This window comes from Pseudochelatococcus sp. G4_1912 (genome assembly GCF_047501465.1).
In the GTDB taxonomy this organism is placed as follows: Bacteria; Pseudomonadota; Alphaproteobacteria; order Rhizobiales; family Beijerinckiaceae; genus Pseudochelatococcus.
In genome coordinates, this window is the sequence record NZ_JAZDRL010000001.1 from 1,576,455 (window position 1) to 1,594,271 (window position 17,817).

Here is a 17,817-nt window from a genome sequence, read left to right on the forward strand (position 1 = left end):
AATTGGGTGAAGCCAGATGACAGAATTATGCCCCCTGATTTAGCCGGCTTCGATTGTCTCGAATGCCGATGGACACAATGTCCCTGAAACGAACGCCCGTACCGCTAGGTCCGCGTGCCGCTCCATTTATTTTTTATGACCGCCTTTTACAGCGCATCAACGAAAGCCTCAGTAATTAACTCTTACACTCAAAGCATTAGACCGAGAGCTTGCTAATACCGAAGTATGGCAAGTTAAGGCCCTAGGCTCTAACAAACTGATTTTTATCAGCGTTATCAAGGCAGCTGCCGCGGCCCCTACGTGTGCTCATTCCTGGAATGAGAAGCACTCAAGGAATTGAGCAAAAAGCTCAAGTGCGCGCGTCCGAAGACCCGCACTGAACGCACGTAACGCATTTTACGCAAACACTCCAAAGAGATCGTCACCCATGATCGTCCGCACGCGGCTCGTATTGGGTAGAGCGTCCCGCTGCTTCAAAACCAACAAGTGCCGATTTTGAAAATATGATCCAGAAGCCAGCTCCTGAGAGCTTTCTTATGAGAATCTGCAGCCAATGGTGAGTAAAGATGATACGCAGAACTAAAGACTTATTGCGTATAAGTGTGTGCAAGTACAGATATTTTACTGTGAACTAATAACCACCTCGCAAGCACAAATATGCATACTCTACATCCTGAGCAATATGCTTGAGCTAACGCATTACTATATCATTTTGCGCTCAAGCATTCATTAATTGTCTGTCTTGTCTGCTCTCTGACGAGTGCAGCTTTCAACTGCCATCTTTCTTTTTCAGAAGAAGCAGAAAATTTCCCCGAAGGCATTTGGACCTTACTTCAACTCTCTGGCAGCACGCAACTGTGCAGAACTGCAGGATTCTCTCAAAAGGAGCCATTATCCGATTCGATCAGCGATATTTTTTCTCTCTGGGCGGTGCAACGTCTTGTTGAATCGATGTGATTTTCCGTTGGATGTTTTTTGAACACGCTCGTCATTTTCCGTATTTTGATGCGCCCTGAAGCGTCTTTTTTCACTTTCTTGGCACAGATTCGCTGTCTTGGAGATCCTTTGCCTCCTAACAGATTGTTTTGCCAATAGATTGTTTGTGCGATTGCTCCGCTTGGGATGTGCTTTAAAGCGTAGCCTAGAGATTTTATTGTCAAGTCAATTTGGGCAACACAATCTGCTTAAATAGCTGATTCTGGTTGTGAACTTTTCTCACTGGCCATATTTGGCACTAGAAAGATTCGCGATAAGTCAATCATATTTTTTTGACTCTGATCGCGCTTCAAAAGTGCTGCAACGAATTGATTTTATAACCACGTTAGAGTAAAAATTTAACACTTGTTTCAATGTGTAAATACAAAATAATATATTATAAGTGAAAGACAATCTGTATAAATTTAAATTATGAAATGTTTTTTGTTTGATTAAATTGCAATCTGTTCTTTATTTCGGATCCATGATTAGCTGCTCTTATGCTCGCGCTTGTAGTGGTAATAACGAATCTCGCTTACCTGGTGTTTTTGATATCCATACAATCAGAAGCTTCGCGGTTGTGTCTGAGGTTGCATTCTTCTCATTGCTGATAAAATTCTTAATATAATAAGAGGCTTATCTTTTTGATGGCGCATGAGCGTTCTTTTTCAGCAATACAGCGACGGTAGCTATTATCCATATGCTGTGAAGCAAAGAAAAAGCCCGGCCGAGGGCCGGGCTTGTATATATTGCAAGGATGGGTCAAGAAAACCTAACCTCTCCCGCTTTGTCTTTACACTCAGCCAATTAAGCCTGAAGTGCCTTCACGCGGATAGCAAGGCGAGAAACCTTGCGGGAAGCCGTGTTGCGGTGCAGCACGCCCTTCTGCGCAGCGCGCACAATTTCAGGCTCAGCCTGGCGGAAGGCAGCCAGAGCAGCGGTGTGATCACCGGTGGTCAGCGCATCTTCTACCTTGCGCACGTACGTACGCATGCGGCTCTTGCGAGACTTGTTGACGGCAGTCCGAAGAGCGATTTTACGCACCGCCTTCTTTGCTGACGCAGTATTGGCCATGTTGTCCTCTTGTCGTCCCGATCAGGGCTACACGGAAAACGGAACCGCGTAATCGGGATCGGCTTAGATGTGAATCGGCTATGTAACTTCAAATGAGTCGGGCGAAGCCACGTAAGGAAAACCCTGCAAGGCGACACTCTCGTGAAGTTTGGGCTTATAGGGCCAAACCAGCGTTCCGTCAATGCCTCGTTATGCGTCTATCAGCTATTCATTTAAATTCGTTAAGCCTCTGTCATGCGGCTATGCCTAGCCTCTATCAATATGCAGCTTACTCACGTTCCCGCGGTATTCAGAGGGCGCCGGTGATAAACGTGATTCCCTGCATGATGAAGTCACGCAACGGGTTTGCAGGATCAAGCAGTAGCCGCACAGCCATCACACAGCACACGATTACCAGCAGTGGTCTGATGATCCGTGCGCCATTGCGCATCGCCACCCGCGCACCAAGCTGCGCACCGATGTACTGGCCAATGCCCATCGATAGGCCGATAGTGACATTCACGCCGCCAGCGAAGGTGAAAAAAAGTAGCCCACCGAAATTGCTCGCAAAGTTTAGAAGTTTGGTGTGAGCCGTTGCGCGCATAATCGATAGGCCCAGTAGCGTTACAAAGCCGATCATGAAGAATGAGCCCGTTCCCGGCCCAAAGCATCCATCGTAAAAGCCTACACCGAGCGCAATCGTGCAGGTGAAGGTGCGTTGCGAAATGCGCGCGACGCCGCCCTCAAAGGAAATGCTTGGTGACACCATAAAATAGAGGGCAACGAGTATCAGCAGCACAGGCATAACGGCGGCGAGCACATATGTGGGCATGATCTTGACGAGCATTGCCCCTGCAATAGCACCAATAAATGCTGCCCCCGCCATGGGCAGCGCCGCGCGCCAATCAATCAGTCTTGCGCGTGCATAGGCAGTTGCGGCAGAAAATGAACCGAAACTGCTTTGAAGTTTATTGGTGGCAAGCGCTGTTACCGGATCTAGTCCGGCTATGAGAAGGGCTGGGACCGCAAGCAAGCCGCCGCCACCTGCAATCGCATCGATGAAACCTGCAACAAGGCCGACAAGCGCCAGCACACCGACGGTCCAAAGTTCCACGTCGCCCACTCTGGTTTGTCCAATTCTGCCTGTGCGGTTTAGGGATGACCTTTAGTAAGCCCGGGCGATGCAGAACGCGACGGTATCGATCAACGCCTGTTTCATGGGGCCATTGGGAAAGGTATCTAGCGCTGCAATGGCTTTGTTGCCGTAGTCGCGTGCGCGTTCAAGCGTTGCCTCAAGTGTGCCATGCTTGCGCAGCGTCTTGATCGCCATATTCAGATCATCGTCAGCAATTTCGCCATGCTCTAGTGTTCGCGTCCAGAAGGCGCGCTCTGTATCATTTGCTTTATGTAGCGCCAAAATGACCGGAAGCGTGATTTTACCTTCGCGGAAATCATCGCCGACATTTTTGCCCAACAGATCCGCTGCGCCTCCGTAATCGAGCGCGTCATCCACTAGCTGGAAGGCAATCCCAAGCGCATTGCCATAAGCACGGGCGGCTTCACGCTCATGCATATCAAGACCGCTGAGAATCGGGCCAACCTCTGCCGCTGCCGCAAAAAGTGCTGCGGTTTTTGCCTGTACAACACTGAGATATGCTTCCTCGCCCGTGGATAAATCCTTGGCGGCAGAAAGCTGCCAGACCTCACCTTCTGCAATGACGCTGGCGGCTGTCGCCAGCACGTCGAGTGCAGCAAGTGAGCCCACCTCCACCATCATTTTGAAGGCTTGGCCAAGCAGGAAATCGCCAACCAGCACGCTTGCCTCGTTGCCCCACAGCATACGGGCAGCGAGTTTGCCGCGGCGCATATCGCTCTCGTCAACGACATCATCATGCAGCAAAGTTGCGGTATGCATAAACTCTACGCTTGCGGCGAGTTTGATGTTGCCATCGCCTGAATAGCCGGACAGCTGCGCAAATGCGAGGGTCAGCATAGGCCGCAGCCGCTTACCGCCCGAGGAAATCAGGTGGCTTGCAACCTCCGGGATCAACGCGACATCAGATCCTGTTCGCGACAGGATGAAGCTGTTCACCCGCTCCATATCGCTGGCGACAAGCGACACAAGAGCATCGATCCCGCCAGTTGCTACTGGCCTATCTTCGCGAGGCGCCGCCATAACCACGATTCCGATCTCCGTTTCTCGTCCCTTAAAAGGGCAGAATTCTTTTGCGCGATTGATTTATTATCGCGCCATGATGCCAGTTTCTCGCGCATTCATCACGCCATCTCTCCTCAATAACCATGAAGGGATGCCGCAGCCGCTCGATGACTACAAGTGGGGGTATATCGCCTTTCTGCCAAAATTCAAAAGGCTGAAGTACTTTCCATGGTAATCATGCTGAAATTTATGAGAAAGCTTCTATCAAAGATATGGCATCAGGTTCCAGAACCTCTTTTAACGATCACATGCCAAACTGCAAATGCGCGAGGCGGGCATAGAGGCCGCGTTGTGTGACAAGGTCTTCATGCGTGCCCTCTTCGACAATGCGGCCGCCATCCATTACAATAATACGGTTAGCGGAGAGCACCGTTGCCAATCGGTGGGCAATGACCAGTGTGGTACGCCCCTGCATCAGCCGATCGAGAGCAGTTTGTACAAGGCGCTCACTCTCGGCGTCGAGCGCTGAGGTGGCTTCATCCAGCAACAGAATTGGTGCATCGCGCAAGATTGCCCTGGCAATTGCCAATCGTTGACGTTGACCACCAGAAAGGGTCACGCCACGCTCACCAATCAAGGTGTCATACCCTTGCGGTAGTGCCACAATGAAATCATGTGCAGCTGCCTGCTTCGCTGCCTCTTCTATTCGGGAAAAGTCAGCTTCTGGCGTGCCGTAGCGGATGTTGTCAGCAACGGTTGCGCCAAAAATTACGGGATCTTGCGGTACAATTGCGAATCGCTCTCGTAACTTGGCGAGGTCAGCATGGCGTGCATCCACGCCATCAATCAGAACCTGGCCTTGGCCTGGATCATAAAAGCGTTGCAGTAGCTGCAATACCGTACTTTTACCAGCACCCGATGGACCGACCAGCGCAACACGCTCACCCCGCTTTATCCGCAGAGTAAAGCTATCAAGCGCAGGCGTATCGCTGCGGGTAGGGTAGTTGAAGGACACGCCTTCAAATGCTGCCGTTGCAAGCGGTGGTTCAGGTAACGCTTGCGGGGCAGAGGGGGTGACAACGGTTGAACGCGTAGACAAAATTTCACTCAAGCGTCCGGCAGCTCCGGCAGTCTGCGAAATCTCACCCCACACCTGACTAAGTTCACCAAGGGATGACGCCGCAAATACGGCGTAAAGCACAAACTGCGATAGCCGACCGCCAGTCATATTCCCAGCCAGAACATCCTGAGCGCCGTACCACAGCACGGCAACCACACTGGCGCTAACCAGAAAAAGCGCAATGGCAGTCAGCAGTGCGCGTGCCCGGGCAGAGAGGCGTGCGGCAGAAAATGCTTCTTCAGCAGCATCCTTAAAGCGTGCTGCGGTTTCGCTTTCGGCGTTAAATGCCTGCATGGTGCGCACGGCGCTGATGGCTTCCGTGGCATAGGCATTCGCGGCTGCCAGTCGATCCTGCGCATCACGGGAGCGCTTACGGACGCCACGTCCGGAAAACACCAGCGGAAGCACGATCAATGGAATCGCAGCAAGCACTAGTGAGGACAGGCGCGGGCTGGTAACGACCATCATCGAGCTTGCCCCAATGAAGATCACCAGATTTCGCAGCGCCTGTGAAATACTGGAGCCAAATGCCGATTTGATTTGCGTGGTGTCTGCAGCAAGCCGGGATGTCAGCTCGCCAGTGCGTGCGGTGTCGTAGAATGTTTGATCAAGCGTTGTAAGGTGCTTGAATGTATCGGCGCGCAAATCAGCAACAACCCGCTCGCCCAGTGTCGTTACAAAGTAGTAGCGTGTTGCGCTCGCAAGCGCCAATACGCCGACAACCCCCATGAGCATCAAGAAGTAAGCATTGATGACCCAGCTATCGAGGCCTGAGAAGCCATAATCGATCACTCTCCGTACAGCGAGGGGCAATGCCAGCGTCGCTCCGGCAGCAACAACCAGTGCAATAAGCGCAACGACAACATGGCCGCGATAACGCCATGCAAAGGGGGCCAGCGTTGCAAGCGGTCCCAGTGCGGGGCGAACAGCATTACCCTTGCTCTTTTGGTTGGGAATCGCGTTCGCATACGCCTTTTCCCGCGCTGGGGAATCGCCTGCCATTATCGCACCGTTCTGCACTTCGGTTAGCACCCTTGCTGGCTCCACCTGATTAAAACATCTATGCGAAGGCTATAGGAGCCCGAAAGAGCTTACGCAAGATCTTCGCTGCAATCGTTATAAACTGCGACGAGGTGTCGCTTTGTTGGCGCATACGTGCATTTGTCGGTAATTGTCTGCTTGTATCATCTGCAAACCTGCGCTATAGGGTCGCGACTTCACCTTTTTCACCGATAGTCGTCAAAGGTCGCCCACTCATGGTTGGCCCCGACGGAGACGTTTTTCGAGGACTGCGCCATGAAGGCCGATATTCACCCTGACTACCATTTCATCAAGGTCGTCATGACCAACGGTACCGAGTACGTGACTCGTTCCACTTATGGCGCGCCGAACGCAACGCTGAATCTTGATATCGATCCAACCAGCCATCCTGCATGGACCGGTGGTTCTGCTCAGCTGCTGGATCGCGCTGGCCGCGTATCGCGCTTCAATAACAAGTTTGCTGGCATCAGCTTCGGCAAGAAGTAATCTGCCAGATAATATCTTCTAAAGAAGAGATTTGATTTCTTTTTTAGCTTAGAAAAATAAAAGCCGGTTCCTAAATGGAGCCGGCTTTATTTTTTTATCATGTTTCCTTGAAATTCAGCTTACCAAGCGGGAAGAATCGAGCCCTTGAAGCGCGTGGCTAGGAAGTCTTCCACTTCTTTTGACTGATAAGATTCAACCAATGTTTTCAGCGCAGGCTTGTCCTTATCTTCAATGCGTACAGCGATGAAGTTGCCATAAGGGTTGTCAGTGCGGCTTTCCTGCACGATCGCATCCGTTACCGGGTTAAGCCCCGCGCCAAGTGCATAGGTTGTGTTGATGATCGCACCATCAAGATCATCAAGCTGCTTGCTGATCAGCGCTGCATCAAGTTCCTTGAAGACAAGATTTTTAGGATTTTCAGCGATATCAAGCGGTGATGCGTCAGCCTTTGTCGGGTCCTTGAGCTTGATCAGGCCGTTGGCAGCTAGCAGTTTAAGTGCTCGCGCGCCGTTGCTTGGATCGTTTGGAATACCGATTGCAGCGCCTTCCTTCAACTCATCGAGCTTCTTCACCTTCTTGGAATAGAACCCAATGGGCTGCACGATAGTAAAGCCAATCGGTGTGATCTTGTAGCCCCGTGCTGCGATCTGCGCGTCGAGATAAGGCTTGTGCTGGAAAGCGTTAGCATCTAGATCGCCGCGTGAGAGCGCCTCATTTGGTAAAGAATAGTCCGCAAAAGTTACGAGCTCGACATCAAGGCCCTTACCAGCGGCAACCTTCTTTACCACTTCGGCGATTTCCTCTTCCTCACCACCGATTACGCCAAGCTTGATCTTGTCTGCCGCATAGGCTGAGGATAGCGTAGCGACGCCAGCCAATACAGCGCCGATGGTCAAGGTTGCAATCCTGCGGGTCACTTTCGACATTACCGTCTCCTGAAAATTCCGGTCCGGCACGCAGCGCCAGATCTCTAATGGAGAGGGGGCCATATTTTACAAAGAATGTCTATAGATTTTATTGTTTCACATTAAAGCAGGGGTATTTGCATTCAATGCAATAGCAGATGTGAGGCGCCGCTTGTGCTTAGGGGTATAACGACAATCTACTGTGCAACGTTCCATGCTTTCAGCAGTAGATTTTCACCTGTCGCAACAGCGAAATGCAACCAGTTGCACGCATGGCCGGTATCACGAAATCGACTATGGAATCGGATGAAAAAGTGCTAACCGCAAAGCACGATTTCCAACGGGTAAATCGCAGAATGGTGCGGACCCTCTTGGGTGACATGGTGTTTTTTGTCCTGTGATATTAAAGCGGGCTTTGATTTTTGGAGTTGTTGATGTCGGGTGAGAAGTATTTTTTGAGCCTGTCCTGTCATAATCGTCCGGGAATCGTGGCAGCTGTGGCGCGCTGTTTATTTGAAGGCGGGGCCAATATTCAGGAAGCGCATCAGCATGATGATGTCGAAACCGGCATCTTTTTCGCGCGGATTGGATTCAACTTTGTAAATGGCGGCGATCTCGATGCCTTGCGTGGTGCCTTTGAGAGCGTTGCCAATGCCTTTGATATGACATGGTTCATGCGCAGCGTCTCGCAGCCACTGCGTGTTCTCGTTCTCGTATCCCGATTCGACCATTGCCTTTCTGATATCCTCTATCGTTGGCGCATTGGTGAATTGAACATGACCATCGCGGGTATTGCCGCCAACTATCCGCGAGAGACTTATGTTCATCATGATTTTGACGGCATTCCATTCGATTACCTGTCGATAACGCGCGAAACAAAGGCAGATCAGGAGGCGCAGCTCCTGCGCATTATTGAGGAACGCGAGGTCGATCTGGTCATTCTCGCGCGTTATATGCAAATCCTGTCGGCGGATTTGGCTGCGCGGCTTGCAGGGCGCTGCATCAACATCCACCACTCGTTCTTACCGGGTTTCAAGGGCGCGAAGCCCTATCATCAGGCATATGAGCGCGGTGTGAAGCTAATCGGCGCAACAGCACATTACGTCACTGGCGATCTGGACGAAGGCCCTATCATCGAGCAGGATGTAGAGCGCGTTTCACATCAGGACACACCTGAAGCGCTGGTGCGCAAAGGCCGCGATATCGAGCGCCGCGTGCTCTCGCGTGCTCTTGCATGGCACCTCGAAGGCCGGGTAATTCTCAATGGCCGCAAGACGGTGGTATTTAGGGATTAATATATGAGCGCAGCGATCATCGACGGGAAGGCTATTGCGGACGATCTTCGGGCCGCCATTGCAACTGAGGTGGCTGCGATTGCCACGCGTGATGGCTTGCAGCCGGGGCTTGCGGTCGTATTGGTTGGCAGTGATCCAGCAAGCGAGGTTTATGTTGGTTCCAAGGCCCGGCAAACAGTGGCTGTTGGCATGCGTTCATTCGAACATCGTTTGCCAGCAGACGTCTCTGAGGCGGAGCTGCTGGCGCTGGTTGCGACGCTCAATGAAGATGATGCCGTCGATGGCATTCTGGTCCAACTGCCGCTGCCGGCGCATATTGATTCCAACCGTGTGATTGAAGCGATCAATCCTGATAAAGACGTAGATGGATTTCACCCTGTTAATGCAGGCAGGTTACTGATTGGGTTGCCTGGGCTTGTGGCTTGCACGCCACTTGGCTCGCTATTGCTTGTTCGAACGGTGCATCCGGATTTATCGGGGTTATCTGCTGTTGTGATCGGGCGCTCGAATATTGTTGGCAAGCCATTGGCACAATTGCTGCTGCAGTATAACGCAACGGTGACGATCGCACACTCACGCACGCATGACCTGCCATCCGTTTGTCGATCTGCGGATATTGTGGTGGCGGCTGTGGGGCGGCCTGAATTCGTGCGCGGCGATTGGATCAAGCCGGGTGCAACGGTGATTGATGTTGGCATCAACCGTTTGCCGCCGAAAGCAGGTGAGACCAAAGGACGTCTCGTTGGCGATGTGGCATTTGAAGAAGTGCGTGCGGTTGCTGGTGCAATTACACCTGTTCCAGGCGGCGTTGGTCCGATGACCATTGCCTGTCTTTTGCGCAATACGCTTCAGGCATTCAAGGCACGCCGTGGCGTTGCAAAGTTCTGACCATACGTAACTAGTATGATTTGGAGCTTGATGTATATGAAAAAGGCGGTCCTGACGGGCCGCCTTTTCCTTTGAGAAACTTTTTGCCGAACACGCTATCGAGTGAGTGTTACAGGGGCGCCGGATTTCGCCAATACGCCGCTGAAGTTACCGCCTCCACCGCGCAGTCGGGCTACAACATTGCCGCGTGCATAAAGATAAACCTCGTTGCCGCGTAGATCCCATGCGTTGACACTCTTCAGATCTTGCGATGCACAGCCGCTGGATGACGCTTTATACAGATCGAGTGATGGTGAGCTTGAAAGCACTACCCGGCAGCTTCCGCCTGCAGCTTCACTTGCTTTCCAGCTTCCCGTTACAGCTGTACGCGATGGTGTAGCAGTGGGGGAGGGCGTCGCAGGGGTGCTTGGAGGTGTGAGCGATGCAACCGGGCCAGGGGGCGTGCTGCCAGCAGGTGCTAGGTTGATATCTTGACCTGGCATTCCACCCATTGACGGCGACATCGTACCGGGCAATGGCCGATCCATAGTTTGTGTCATGCCACCTGCAGGTGGCAATGGTGCGGAAATCACTTCTGGCGATGGTACGCCGCCGGAGAGCGGTATGATGTCATCCACTGGGGCTGAAATCACACGTGGGCCACCATAAGGGCTGGATGAAAAACGTCCTGAATCGGCGCAGGCCCCCAAAATCAATGCTGGCGCGAGCGCCAACAAAAGCTTCACCGCATGCGGCTGATGCCATACCGGGCGGACGGTGCATGCAATAACGTCTTGATTGCGGTCAAGTCCCATATCGATCCCTCGCGATAACAAGCAGCCCAACACCCACATAAACACACGCCGGTTCTTCAAAACCAGCGAGCCAAGCACTTTGTGCCATGAATGCGAACAAAGCAGGAGAAAAATTGTGCTGCTGAGAGAAACTCAATGCAACATGACGCATTCTTGCAACAAAATGCGCCATATTCTGCAATAGGTTGCAGTTAACAGTCAGGGACATTGCCTTTGAAGCGCCACAGCAAGTGACGGATTACACTTGGCGTGCCACCATCATCTTTTTCACTTCGGCAATTGCCTTGGCAGGATTAAGACCTTTAGGGCAAGCGTTAGCGCAGTTCATAATTGTGTGACAGCGATAGAGACGGAAGGGATCTTCCAAAGCATCAAGCCGCTGGCCCGTTGCTTCATCGCGGCTGTCGATCAGCCAGCGATAAGCCTGCAGCAAGGCTGCCGGGCCAAGGTAACGATCGCCATTCCACCAATAGCTGGGGCAAGAGGTTGAGCAGCATGCGCATAGAATGCACTCATAAAGGCCATCAAGCTTTTGACGGTCCTCATGGCTTTGACGCCATTCCTTTTCAGGAGAGGGCGAAACCGTTTGTAGCCAAGGCTCTACCGAAGCATGCTGAGCATAAAAACGGGTAAGATCAGGCACCAGATCCTTCACCACTGGCATATGCGGTAGCGGATAGATATTGACGATACCGTTTTGTGCCATCTCGTCGATGCCACGTGTGCAGGCAAGCGTATTCGTGCCTGCGATATTCATTGCGCACGAACCGCAGATACCTTCACGGCATGACCGACGGAAGGTCAGTGTTGGATCGACGGTGTTTTTAATCCAGATCAGCGCATCCAGCACCATCGGGCCGCAATCGTCGCGGTTGACATGGTAGCTGTCCATACGCGGATTATTGCCGGTATCTGGATCGTAGCGGTAGATATTGAACAACGTGGTCCGCGTCGCGCCCGCGGGTGCAGGCCAAACCTTGCCGGATGTCACCCGTGAATTCTTCGGAAGCTTGAACTCAGCCATTGTCTTTGCTCTCTTCGCTGACCCTGAAACAAAATGCGATAACCAACATCGCAGTTTTGCCCTATCTGTTGTTTTGAGCGCTCCAATTCAAAATGCGAGCATTTTAAATCGAACGCTATCGGGGTCGTAATTAGTAAACGCGTGCTTTAGGTTCGATATAGTCAATCTCATTCGACATCGTATAGGTATGCACCGGACGATAGTCGATTGTGACCTTGTGTGAATTGATATCGAGCCACGCGAGCGTATGTTTCATCCAGTTTTCGTCATCGCGATCCGGGAAGTCCTCACGCGCGTGCGCGCCACGGCTTTCCTGACGGTTGGCCGCACCTTCCATCGTCACCACAGCTTGCGTAATGAGGTTATCAAACTCGAGTGTTTCCACGAGATCAGAGTTCCAGATCAGCGAGCGATCCGTCACGCCGATATTAGCTTCTGCCGACCAGACATCATGGATAAGCTTGACACCTTCTTCCAGCACTTCACCTGTACGGAACACAGCGCAGTTTGATTGCATCGTGCGCTGCATTTCAAGGCGAAGCTGAGCCGTAGGCGTACTGCCTGATGCATGGCGGAAATGGTCGAGACGCGAGAGCGCCAGATCAGCAGAATCCTTTGGCAATTCTGGCTGCTTCTCGCCTGCCTTGATAATCTCAGCCGCCCGCAGACCTGCCGCACGGCCAAACACCACAAGGTCAATCAGCGAATTTGAGCCCAGACGATTTGCACCATGTACTGACACGCAAGCAGCTTCGCCGAGCGCCATCAGGCCTGGAACAACAGAATCAGGATCGCCACCGCGCTTTGTCAGCACCTCGCCGTGATAGTTAGTAGGAATACCGCCCATGTTGTAGTGCACGGTTGGCAGCACCGGAATTGGCTCCTTCGTGACATCAACGCCAGCAAAGATATGGGCCGATTCAGAAATTCCTGGCAGGCGCTCTGCCAGAATCGCTGGATCAAGATGATCAAGGTGCAGGTAGATGTGGTCCTTATTCTTACCGACACCCCGGCCTTCGCGAATCTCGATCGTCATCGAACGTGACACGACGTCACGTGAGGCGAGGTCCTTTGCGGAAGGCGCGTAGCGTTCCATAAAGCGCTCACCCTGAGAATTGGTGAGATAGCCACCTTCACCGCGCGCGCCTTCAGTAATGAGGCAACCTGCACCGTAAATGCCGGTGGGATGGAACTGGACGAATTCCATATCTTGCAGAGGCAAACCAGCCCGCAGCACCATCGCGTTGCCATCACCCGTGCAGGTGTGAGCAGAGGTAGCGGAAAAATATGCACGGCCATAACCGCCGGTTGCAAGAATTACCATCTGTGCACGGAAACGGTGCAACGTGCCGTCATCAAGCTTGAGTGCAATAATGCCGCGGCAACGGCCTTCTTCGTCCATAATCAGGTCGATGGCAAAATATTCGATGAAGAACTCTGTATTGTTCTTCACAGCCTGCCCATAGAGAGTATGCAGCATAGCATGGCCGGTACGATCAGCCGCTGCGCAGGTGCGCTGCGCTGTACCCTTACCAAAATGCGTCGTCATACCACCAAAGGGGCGCTGATAAATTTTACCCTCTTCAGTGCGCGAAAATGGCACGCCCCAATGTTCAAGCTCATAAACAGCAGCAGGTGCATTGCGCACCAGATACTCGATAGCATCCTGGTCACCAAGCCAGTCCGACCCCTTGACGGTGTCGTACATATGCCACTGCCAGGTATCCTCGCCCATATTGCCGAGCGATGCAGAGATGCCGCCCTGTGCTGCCACTGTGTGTGAGCGGGTGGGAAACACTTTTGTGACGCATGCAGTACGCAGGCCAGCCTGTGAACAGCCCACTGTAGCGCGAAGGCCTGCACCGCCCGCACCTACTACCACGACATCAAAAGTATGATCAGTGATTGGATAGGCTTTGCCGTTGACAGCAGGAGAGGAAAGCGTGGCCATCGTTATACCCCGAACGAAATCTTGAGAACGGCAAATACAGCCGCAACCGCAATGGCTGCGGAGAACAAGGTGTTGGCAATTACCGCTACAACCTTTGTTCCTTCATGATGCAGGTAGTCTTCGATGATGATCTGCATACCGATGCGGCCATGAATCATGCCAACGACAATGAACAGCAGCAAAATAATGGCAGTCACTGGATGTCCAATGAGTGCACGTGCTGACTCATAATCCGTCCGCGTTGATGCACAGATGAGAATGGCAATAAAGGCCAGCGTTAGCGGGACAAGTGCAACCGCCGTCACACGCTGACGCCAGAAATCCCCGGTGCCAGATTTCGCAGAACCCAAACCGCGCACTTCTTTGACTGGCGTGCGGATAGAGAAATTAAACTGACCCATAGCGGCCTCCTTATCCGACGCTCAAGCCGATAGCCCACACCACTACCGTCAAAATGCCGGAAGCAATCAGATTAGCGCGTGCAAGGTTCATGCGTGCATTGAGATCGAAGCCATAACCAAGATCCCATACGAAATGTCGCAGGCCACCAAAGAGATGATGCAGCAACGCCCAAGTGTAGCCGAACAAAACGACGCGCCCGAGAAATGAGCCAAAAACCCACTGAGCGGTTGCAAAAGCATCAGCGCCAGCCGCTAATGCGATCAGCCAATAAGCCAGCAGCAATGTACCGCCATACAGCGCAATACCGGTCAGGCGATGGATAACCGACATAGCCATCGTCCATGTCAGGCGATAGATCTGCAGGTGGGGGGACAGCGGACGATCCGCTGCGCGCGGGGGGGCTTTCGCCTCGGCCATAATCGTGGTCTCCTCCATGGGCTCGGCCCCAATCCAAGGAGCGCATTGGGGTAAGCAGTTTGCTCTGTAGTCTAGAGCTTCTCAAAAGTTGTTACGCTTCGTATAGAATCTATCGCCGCTTAGCAATGAAATGCAGCGAATCTGCGGTGACAGATTTCAAAATATGTCACCAGCAGCCTGATCGTGCATAGCGCATATCTGGGAAGGCATTCAAATTTTATCGGAATTTCTTGTTGGCTTATCTAATGTCCAGCTTATTCAAGCTGAAAAGAAGGCTGCGTTCGTAAATTCGAACATGGAATCGTTTTGAATGGATTTCATATATTGATGCCATTACAACTGACGCTTCTTTCGGTCGCGTTGTTCAATCGCTGAATTTTAGCTGCTCTACACTGTCAGCAAGCCTTCTTCGCAAGCCGAATTGGTTATGCCTGCTTATCTCCTAGAGCATCATGCTGTGTTGAAGATGCTTGATGGCACACCCTTTCGTGCCCTTATCGAAACATACACGAGCAATGTTCTGGATTTTCCCGCAACAAAGCCCAGGGAATTAACCAGATTTATGTTTTCGTGAGAAAGCTGATTAGCCGAGGCTCGATAATCGAAGGATCGCCTGATAAATAAAGCTTTTTCAGCCGAGAAGTGTGGCCGGATTCAATTCGTACGGCGCTTGCAGGAATGCCAGTTGTTTTTGCCAGTAGCTTTATAAGAGCCGTATTAGCAGCGCCATCTTCTGGGGGCGGGCGAACGCGTACCGATAACACACAGCAGCCATTAGCCAGAGTGTTTATGCCATCAATCGCCTCACGCCCGCCACGAGGCGTGAGTCTGACAGTGATAACCAGGCCACCATTTTCCAAGCGCCAAGGATAACTGATTATATCATCGCTCATTATCAGCCCATGGTTACTCGTACTAACTAAGGCACAAATGGCCGCAGATAACGTTCAATGAAGCTTTGCAGAAAGAATACGAGCAGAAGCAAAATCACAGGCGAAATATCGATGCCACCGAGATTCGGGAGCATATTTCGAATGGGGCGAAGCAGCGGCTCTGTGACCTGATAGAGAAAATTGACGATCGCATAGATAAACCGGTTACGGGTGTTCACGACATCAAAGGCGATCAGCCAGCTCAGAATGGCGCTGGCGATGATAATGTAGGTGTACAGATTCAGCACAAGCTGAACGACGTCGAGAACCGATTGCATGTCTTCTCCCGAGGCCGAAGGCCTTCATGAAATGATATATGTAACTGCTCTTATATCCGCGACCTTGCACAAGAGCCAGATCTCAAACGCAAACAAGAGCTTCTATGCCTTGTTTTTTCTGCATTAAAGGGCTGCTTGTTGATGGTTTGCTTAATAATCACACAAGAGTCTCCATGAATGAGACTAAGGTATCTTTATAGTTTGTGTCGCCAACCTCGATAGCATTGCCTGAGCAGGCATGGCATCTAAGTTCGTACACCAAATGCCATTGAATAAAGCAAACGGCGTCGCGCTTTTAAAAAAGGCTCATTTTGAAAACCTGGGGGGCAATTGATTGATTCAGGGCATTGCCGCCGTGAGGCTGTTGAAAAGTTTACTTGCGTGCTGAGCTGGCTAGAACCGTTTAAAATCCAGCAAAAATTTAACCTTTTGTAAACGTCTTGGTCAATTGTGACTGGAATTCGCGTCATTTGTGCAACACGCGGTTAAAATGGCGACTAATACGACGGATATGTCGTTAGATGGTATTGTTTTGTCGCCGGGAATGAATCAGTTTGCAGAACAGGAGCTGCGCCACTCTCGTTGATTCTCAAGGGTTGGTAGGGGTGCTGCAGCTGCAATTGATCAAGTGAGCTTCGGCTTGCGATTGGGTTCCTTCGGGGCCGCACAAATTAAAAATACTTTTGGAGAACGACGTTATGACGATCGCAAGAAGCCTTCTTCTTGGTTCCGCAGCTGGTTTCGCAGTCATTTCTGGCGCACAGGCAGCTGATCTTCCTGTCACCAAGGCTGCTCCAGTAGAATACGTCCGCGTGTGCTCGACGCACGGCGCTGGCTTCTTCTACATCCCTGGTTCAGACACCTGCATCAAGTTCGCTGGCCGCATGCGCGCTGATTACACGTATGCAGAGCCTAAGGGTGCAAACGTATACGGTTTGAACGGTGTTGTCCTTCGTCGTAATGGTCGTGACCAGGACGTGACCGGTGTCAAGGCTCGTGCACGTCTTGATGTTGACACGCGTACGGCTACCGAATTCGGTACGCTGCGCACGTTCTTCCGCTTCCAGATCGACAAGAACGCTGGTCAGCAGGGTTCAGGTCACAACACGACGCTCGACAAGGGTTACATCCAGTGGGCAGGTATCACCGCTGGTCGCGCTCAGTCGTTCTTTGACTTCTACGCATCTGACCTGAACTTTGGTTCGGGCTACCTCGCAAGCGCTGGTTCGGACACCACGACCGAGCTTCTTGCTTACACGGCAACGTTCGGTTCGGGCTTCTCTGCTACGATCTCGCTCGAAGACCGCAACACCCGTAACGTTAACGCTGTTGCTTACCAGGTTGCTGGTTCGCGCATGCCAGACGCAGTCGGCGTTCTGCGCGTAGACCAGGCTTGGGGTTCGGCTCAGTTGTCGGGTGCTCTGCACCAGATGAACTCGATCGCTCTGACGGGTCCTTTTGCACAGCGCGTTGACACCGAATACGGTTGGGCTGTTCAGGGTGGCGTCAACTTCAAGCTTGACTCACTCACGGCTGGCGACAAGCTTTGGCTGCAGGCTGCTTACGCAGATGGCGCTCTCAGCTACATCGGCATGGGTCCTTCGATCACTTCGGCTAACTTCGCTGCAACAGCTTACGATGGCCTGATTGTTAACAACGGCATCAAGTCGACCAAGGGTTGGAACCTCACCGGTGCGTTCCTTCACTACTGGACGCCTTCTGTCCGTCAGACCGTTTGGGGCAGCTACTCAGCAGTTGATTACTCCAACACTGTCAAGTGGGCTAACCGCTTCAACGCTAACATCCGTGACTTCGATGCGTGGACCGTTGGTTCGAACGTGATCTGGTCGCCAGTCAAGGCTTTCGATATCGGCGTAGAAGTTCTCTACACGAAGGCTGAGAAGAGCGCATACCGTCCAGCTAACGACCTCTTCTTCCGCGGTCGTAAGTCTGAAGACTCTGTACAGGGTCGTCTGCGTCTGCAGCGCGATTTCTGATCCCTCGCATCAAGCTGCCTGACCTAGTGCCAGGCAGCTCCTGTGAGACAAAACGCCTCCTGATCTCATGGTCAGGAGGCGTTTTTGCATTTTGATGGGCT

16 protein-coding genes are annotated in these 17,817 nt (G+C 52.1%); 4 read left to right on the top strand and 12 right to left on the bottom strand.

All coding sequences use genetic code 11. From position 1 onward, the window contains the following. Positions 1-1,782 precede the first annotated feature (1,782 nt). From rpsT to VRZ32_RS07045, 4 genes are all read right to left on the bottom strand, one after another. Positions 1,783-2,049 carry a 30S ribosomal protein S20 gene (rpsT, locus tag VRZ32_RS07030; protein ID WP_414524956.1) on the bottom strand — a complete coding sequence of 89 codons (267 nt, stop codon included), beginning with the start codon at positions 2,047-2,049 and terminating at the stop codon, positions 1,783-1,785. Between the two features lie 289 nt (positions 2,050-2,338). Continuing rightward, the gene (locus VRZ32_RS07035) at positions 2,339-3,151 is read right to left on the bottom strand and encodes a TSUP family transporter (RefSeq protein ID WP_414524957.1); all 813 of its coding nucleotides are present in this window, start codon (positions 3,149-3,151) and stop codon (positions 2,339-2,341) included. Between the two features lie 42 nt (positions 3,152-3,193). Next, complete coding sequence (locus tag VRZ32_RS07040; RefSeq protein ID WP_414524958.1) at positions 3,194-4,210, bottom strand: polyprenyl synthetase family protein; 1,017 nt, start codon at positions 4,208-4,210, stop codon at positions 3,194-3,196. 280 nt (positions 4,211-4,490) lie between these two features. Beyond that, on the bottom strand, positions 4,491-6,308 hold the full coding sequence (locus VRZ32_RS07045; RefSeq protein WP_414525072.1) for an ABC transporter transmembrane domain-containing protein: 1,818 nt from the start codon (positions 6,306-6,308) through the stop codon (positions 4,491-4,493). 294 nt (positions 6,309-6,602) lie between these two features. On the opposite strand from VRZ32_RS07045, the gene rpmE reads away from it, so the two are divergent. Beyond that, positions 6,603-6,833, top strand: a complete 231-nt coding sequence (gene rpmE, locus VRZ32_RS07050; protein WP_414524959.1) for a 50S ribosomal protein L31 — start codon at positions 6,603-6,605, stop codon at positions 6,831-6,833. A gap of 119 nt (positions 6,834-6,952) precedes the next feature. Here rpmE and VRZ32_RS07055 read toward each other — a convergent pair whose 3' ends face one another. Continuing rightward, a complete protein-coding gene (locus tag VRZ32_RS07055; protein WP_414524960.1) occupies positions 6,953-7,759 on the bottom strand; it encodes a MetQ/NlpA family ABC transporter substrate-binding protein in 807 nt (268 codons plus the stop codon). 413 nt (positions 7,760-8,172) lie between these two features. Between VRZ32_RS07055 and purU the strand changes: the two genes are divergently transcribed. Next, entirely contained in the window at positions 8,173-9,033 is an 861-nt protein-coding gene (gene purU, locus VRZ32_RS07060) for a formyltetrahydrofolate deformylase (protein WP_414524961.1), read from the top strand. A 3-nt stretch (positions 9,034-9,036) separates the two neighbouring features. Continuing rightward, on the top strand, positions 9,037-9,921 hold the full coding sequence (gene folD / locus VRZ32_RS07065) for a bifunctional methylenetetrahydrofolate dehydrogenase/methenyltetrahydrofolate cyclohydrolase FolD (RefSeq protein ID WP_414524962.1): 885 nt from the start codon (positions 9,037-9,039) through the stop codon (positions 9,919-9,921). Positions 9,922-10,016: 95 nt separating this feature from the next. Here the strand turns inward: folD and VRZ32_RS07070 are convergent, their stop codons facing one another. From VRZ32_RS07070 to VRZ32_RS07100, 7 genes are all read right to left on the bottom strand, one after another. Next, on the bottom strand, positions 10,017-10,715 hold the full coding sequence (locus tag VRZ32_RS07070; protein ID WP_414524963.1) for an AprI/Inh family metalloprotease inhibitor: 699 nt from the start codon (positions 10,713-10,715) through the stop codon (positions 10,017-10,019). Positions 10,716-10,953: 238 nt separating this feature from the next. Then, positions 10,954-11,739, bottom strand: a complete 786-nt coding sequence (locus VRZ32_RS07075; RefSeq protein WP_414524964.1) for a succinate dehydrogenase iron-sulfur subunit — start codon at positions 11,737-11,739, stop codon at positions 10,954-10,956. 130 nt (positions 11,740-11,869) lie between these two features. Next, positions 11,870-13,690 carry a succinate dehydrogenase flavoprotein subunit gene (gene sdhA / locus VRZ32_RS07080; protein WP_414524965.1) on the bottom strand — a complete coding sequence of 607 codons (1,821 nt, stop codon included), beginning with the start codon at positions 13,688-13,690 and terminating at the stop codon, positions 11,870-11,872. 2 nt (positions 13,691-13,692) lie between these two features. After that, a complete protein-coding gene (sdhD, locus tag VRZ32_RS07085) occupies positions 13,693-14,091 on the bottom strand; it encodes a succinate dehydrogenase, hydrophobic membrane anchor protein (RefSeq protein WP_414524966.1) in 399 nt (132 codons plus the stop codon). A gap of 10 nt (positions 14,092-14,101) precedes the next feature. Further along, entirely contained in the window at positions 14,102-14,509 is a 408-nt protein-coding gene (gene sdhC, locus VRZ32_RS07090) for a succinate dehydrogenase, cytochrome b556 subunit (protein WP_414524967.1), read from the bottom strand. Positions 14,510-15,069: 560 nt separating this feature from the next. Next, positions 15,070-15,402, bottom strand: coding sequence for a DUF167 family protein (locus VRZ32_RS07095; RefSeq protein ID WP_414524968.1), 333 nt, complete (start codon positions 15,400-15,402; stop codon positions 15,070-15,072). Between the two features lie 26 nt (positions 15,403-15,428). Then, entirely contained in the window at positions 15,429-15,719 is a 291-nt protein-coding gene (locus VRZ32_RS07100) for a YggT family protein (RefSeq protein ID WP_414524969.1), read from the bottom strand. A 698-nt stretch (positions 15,720-16,417) separates the two neighbouring features. On the opposite strand from VRZ32_RS07100, the gene VRZ32_RS07105 reads away from it, so the two are divergent. Then, entirely contained in the window at positions 16,418-17,716 is a 1,299-nt protein-coding gene (locus tag VRZ32_RS07105) for a porin (RefSeq protein WP_414524970.1), read from the top strand. Positions 17,717-17,817: the final 101 nt, after the last annotated feature.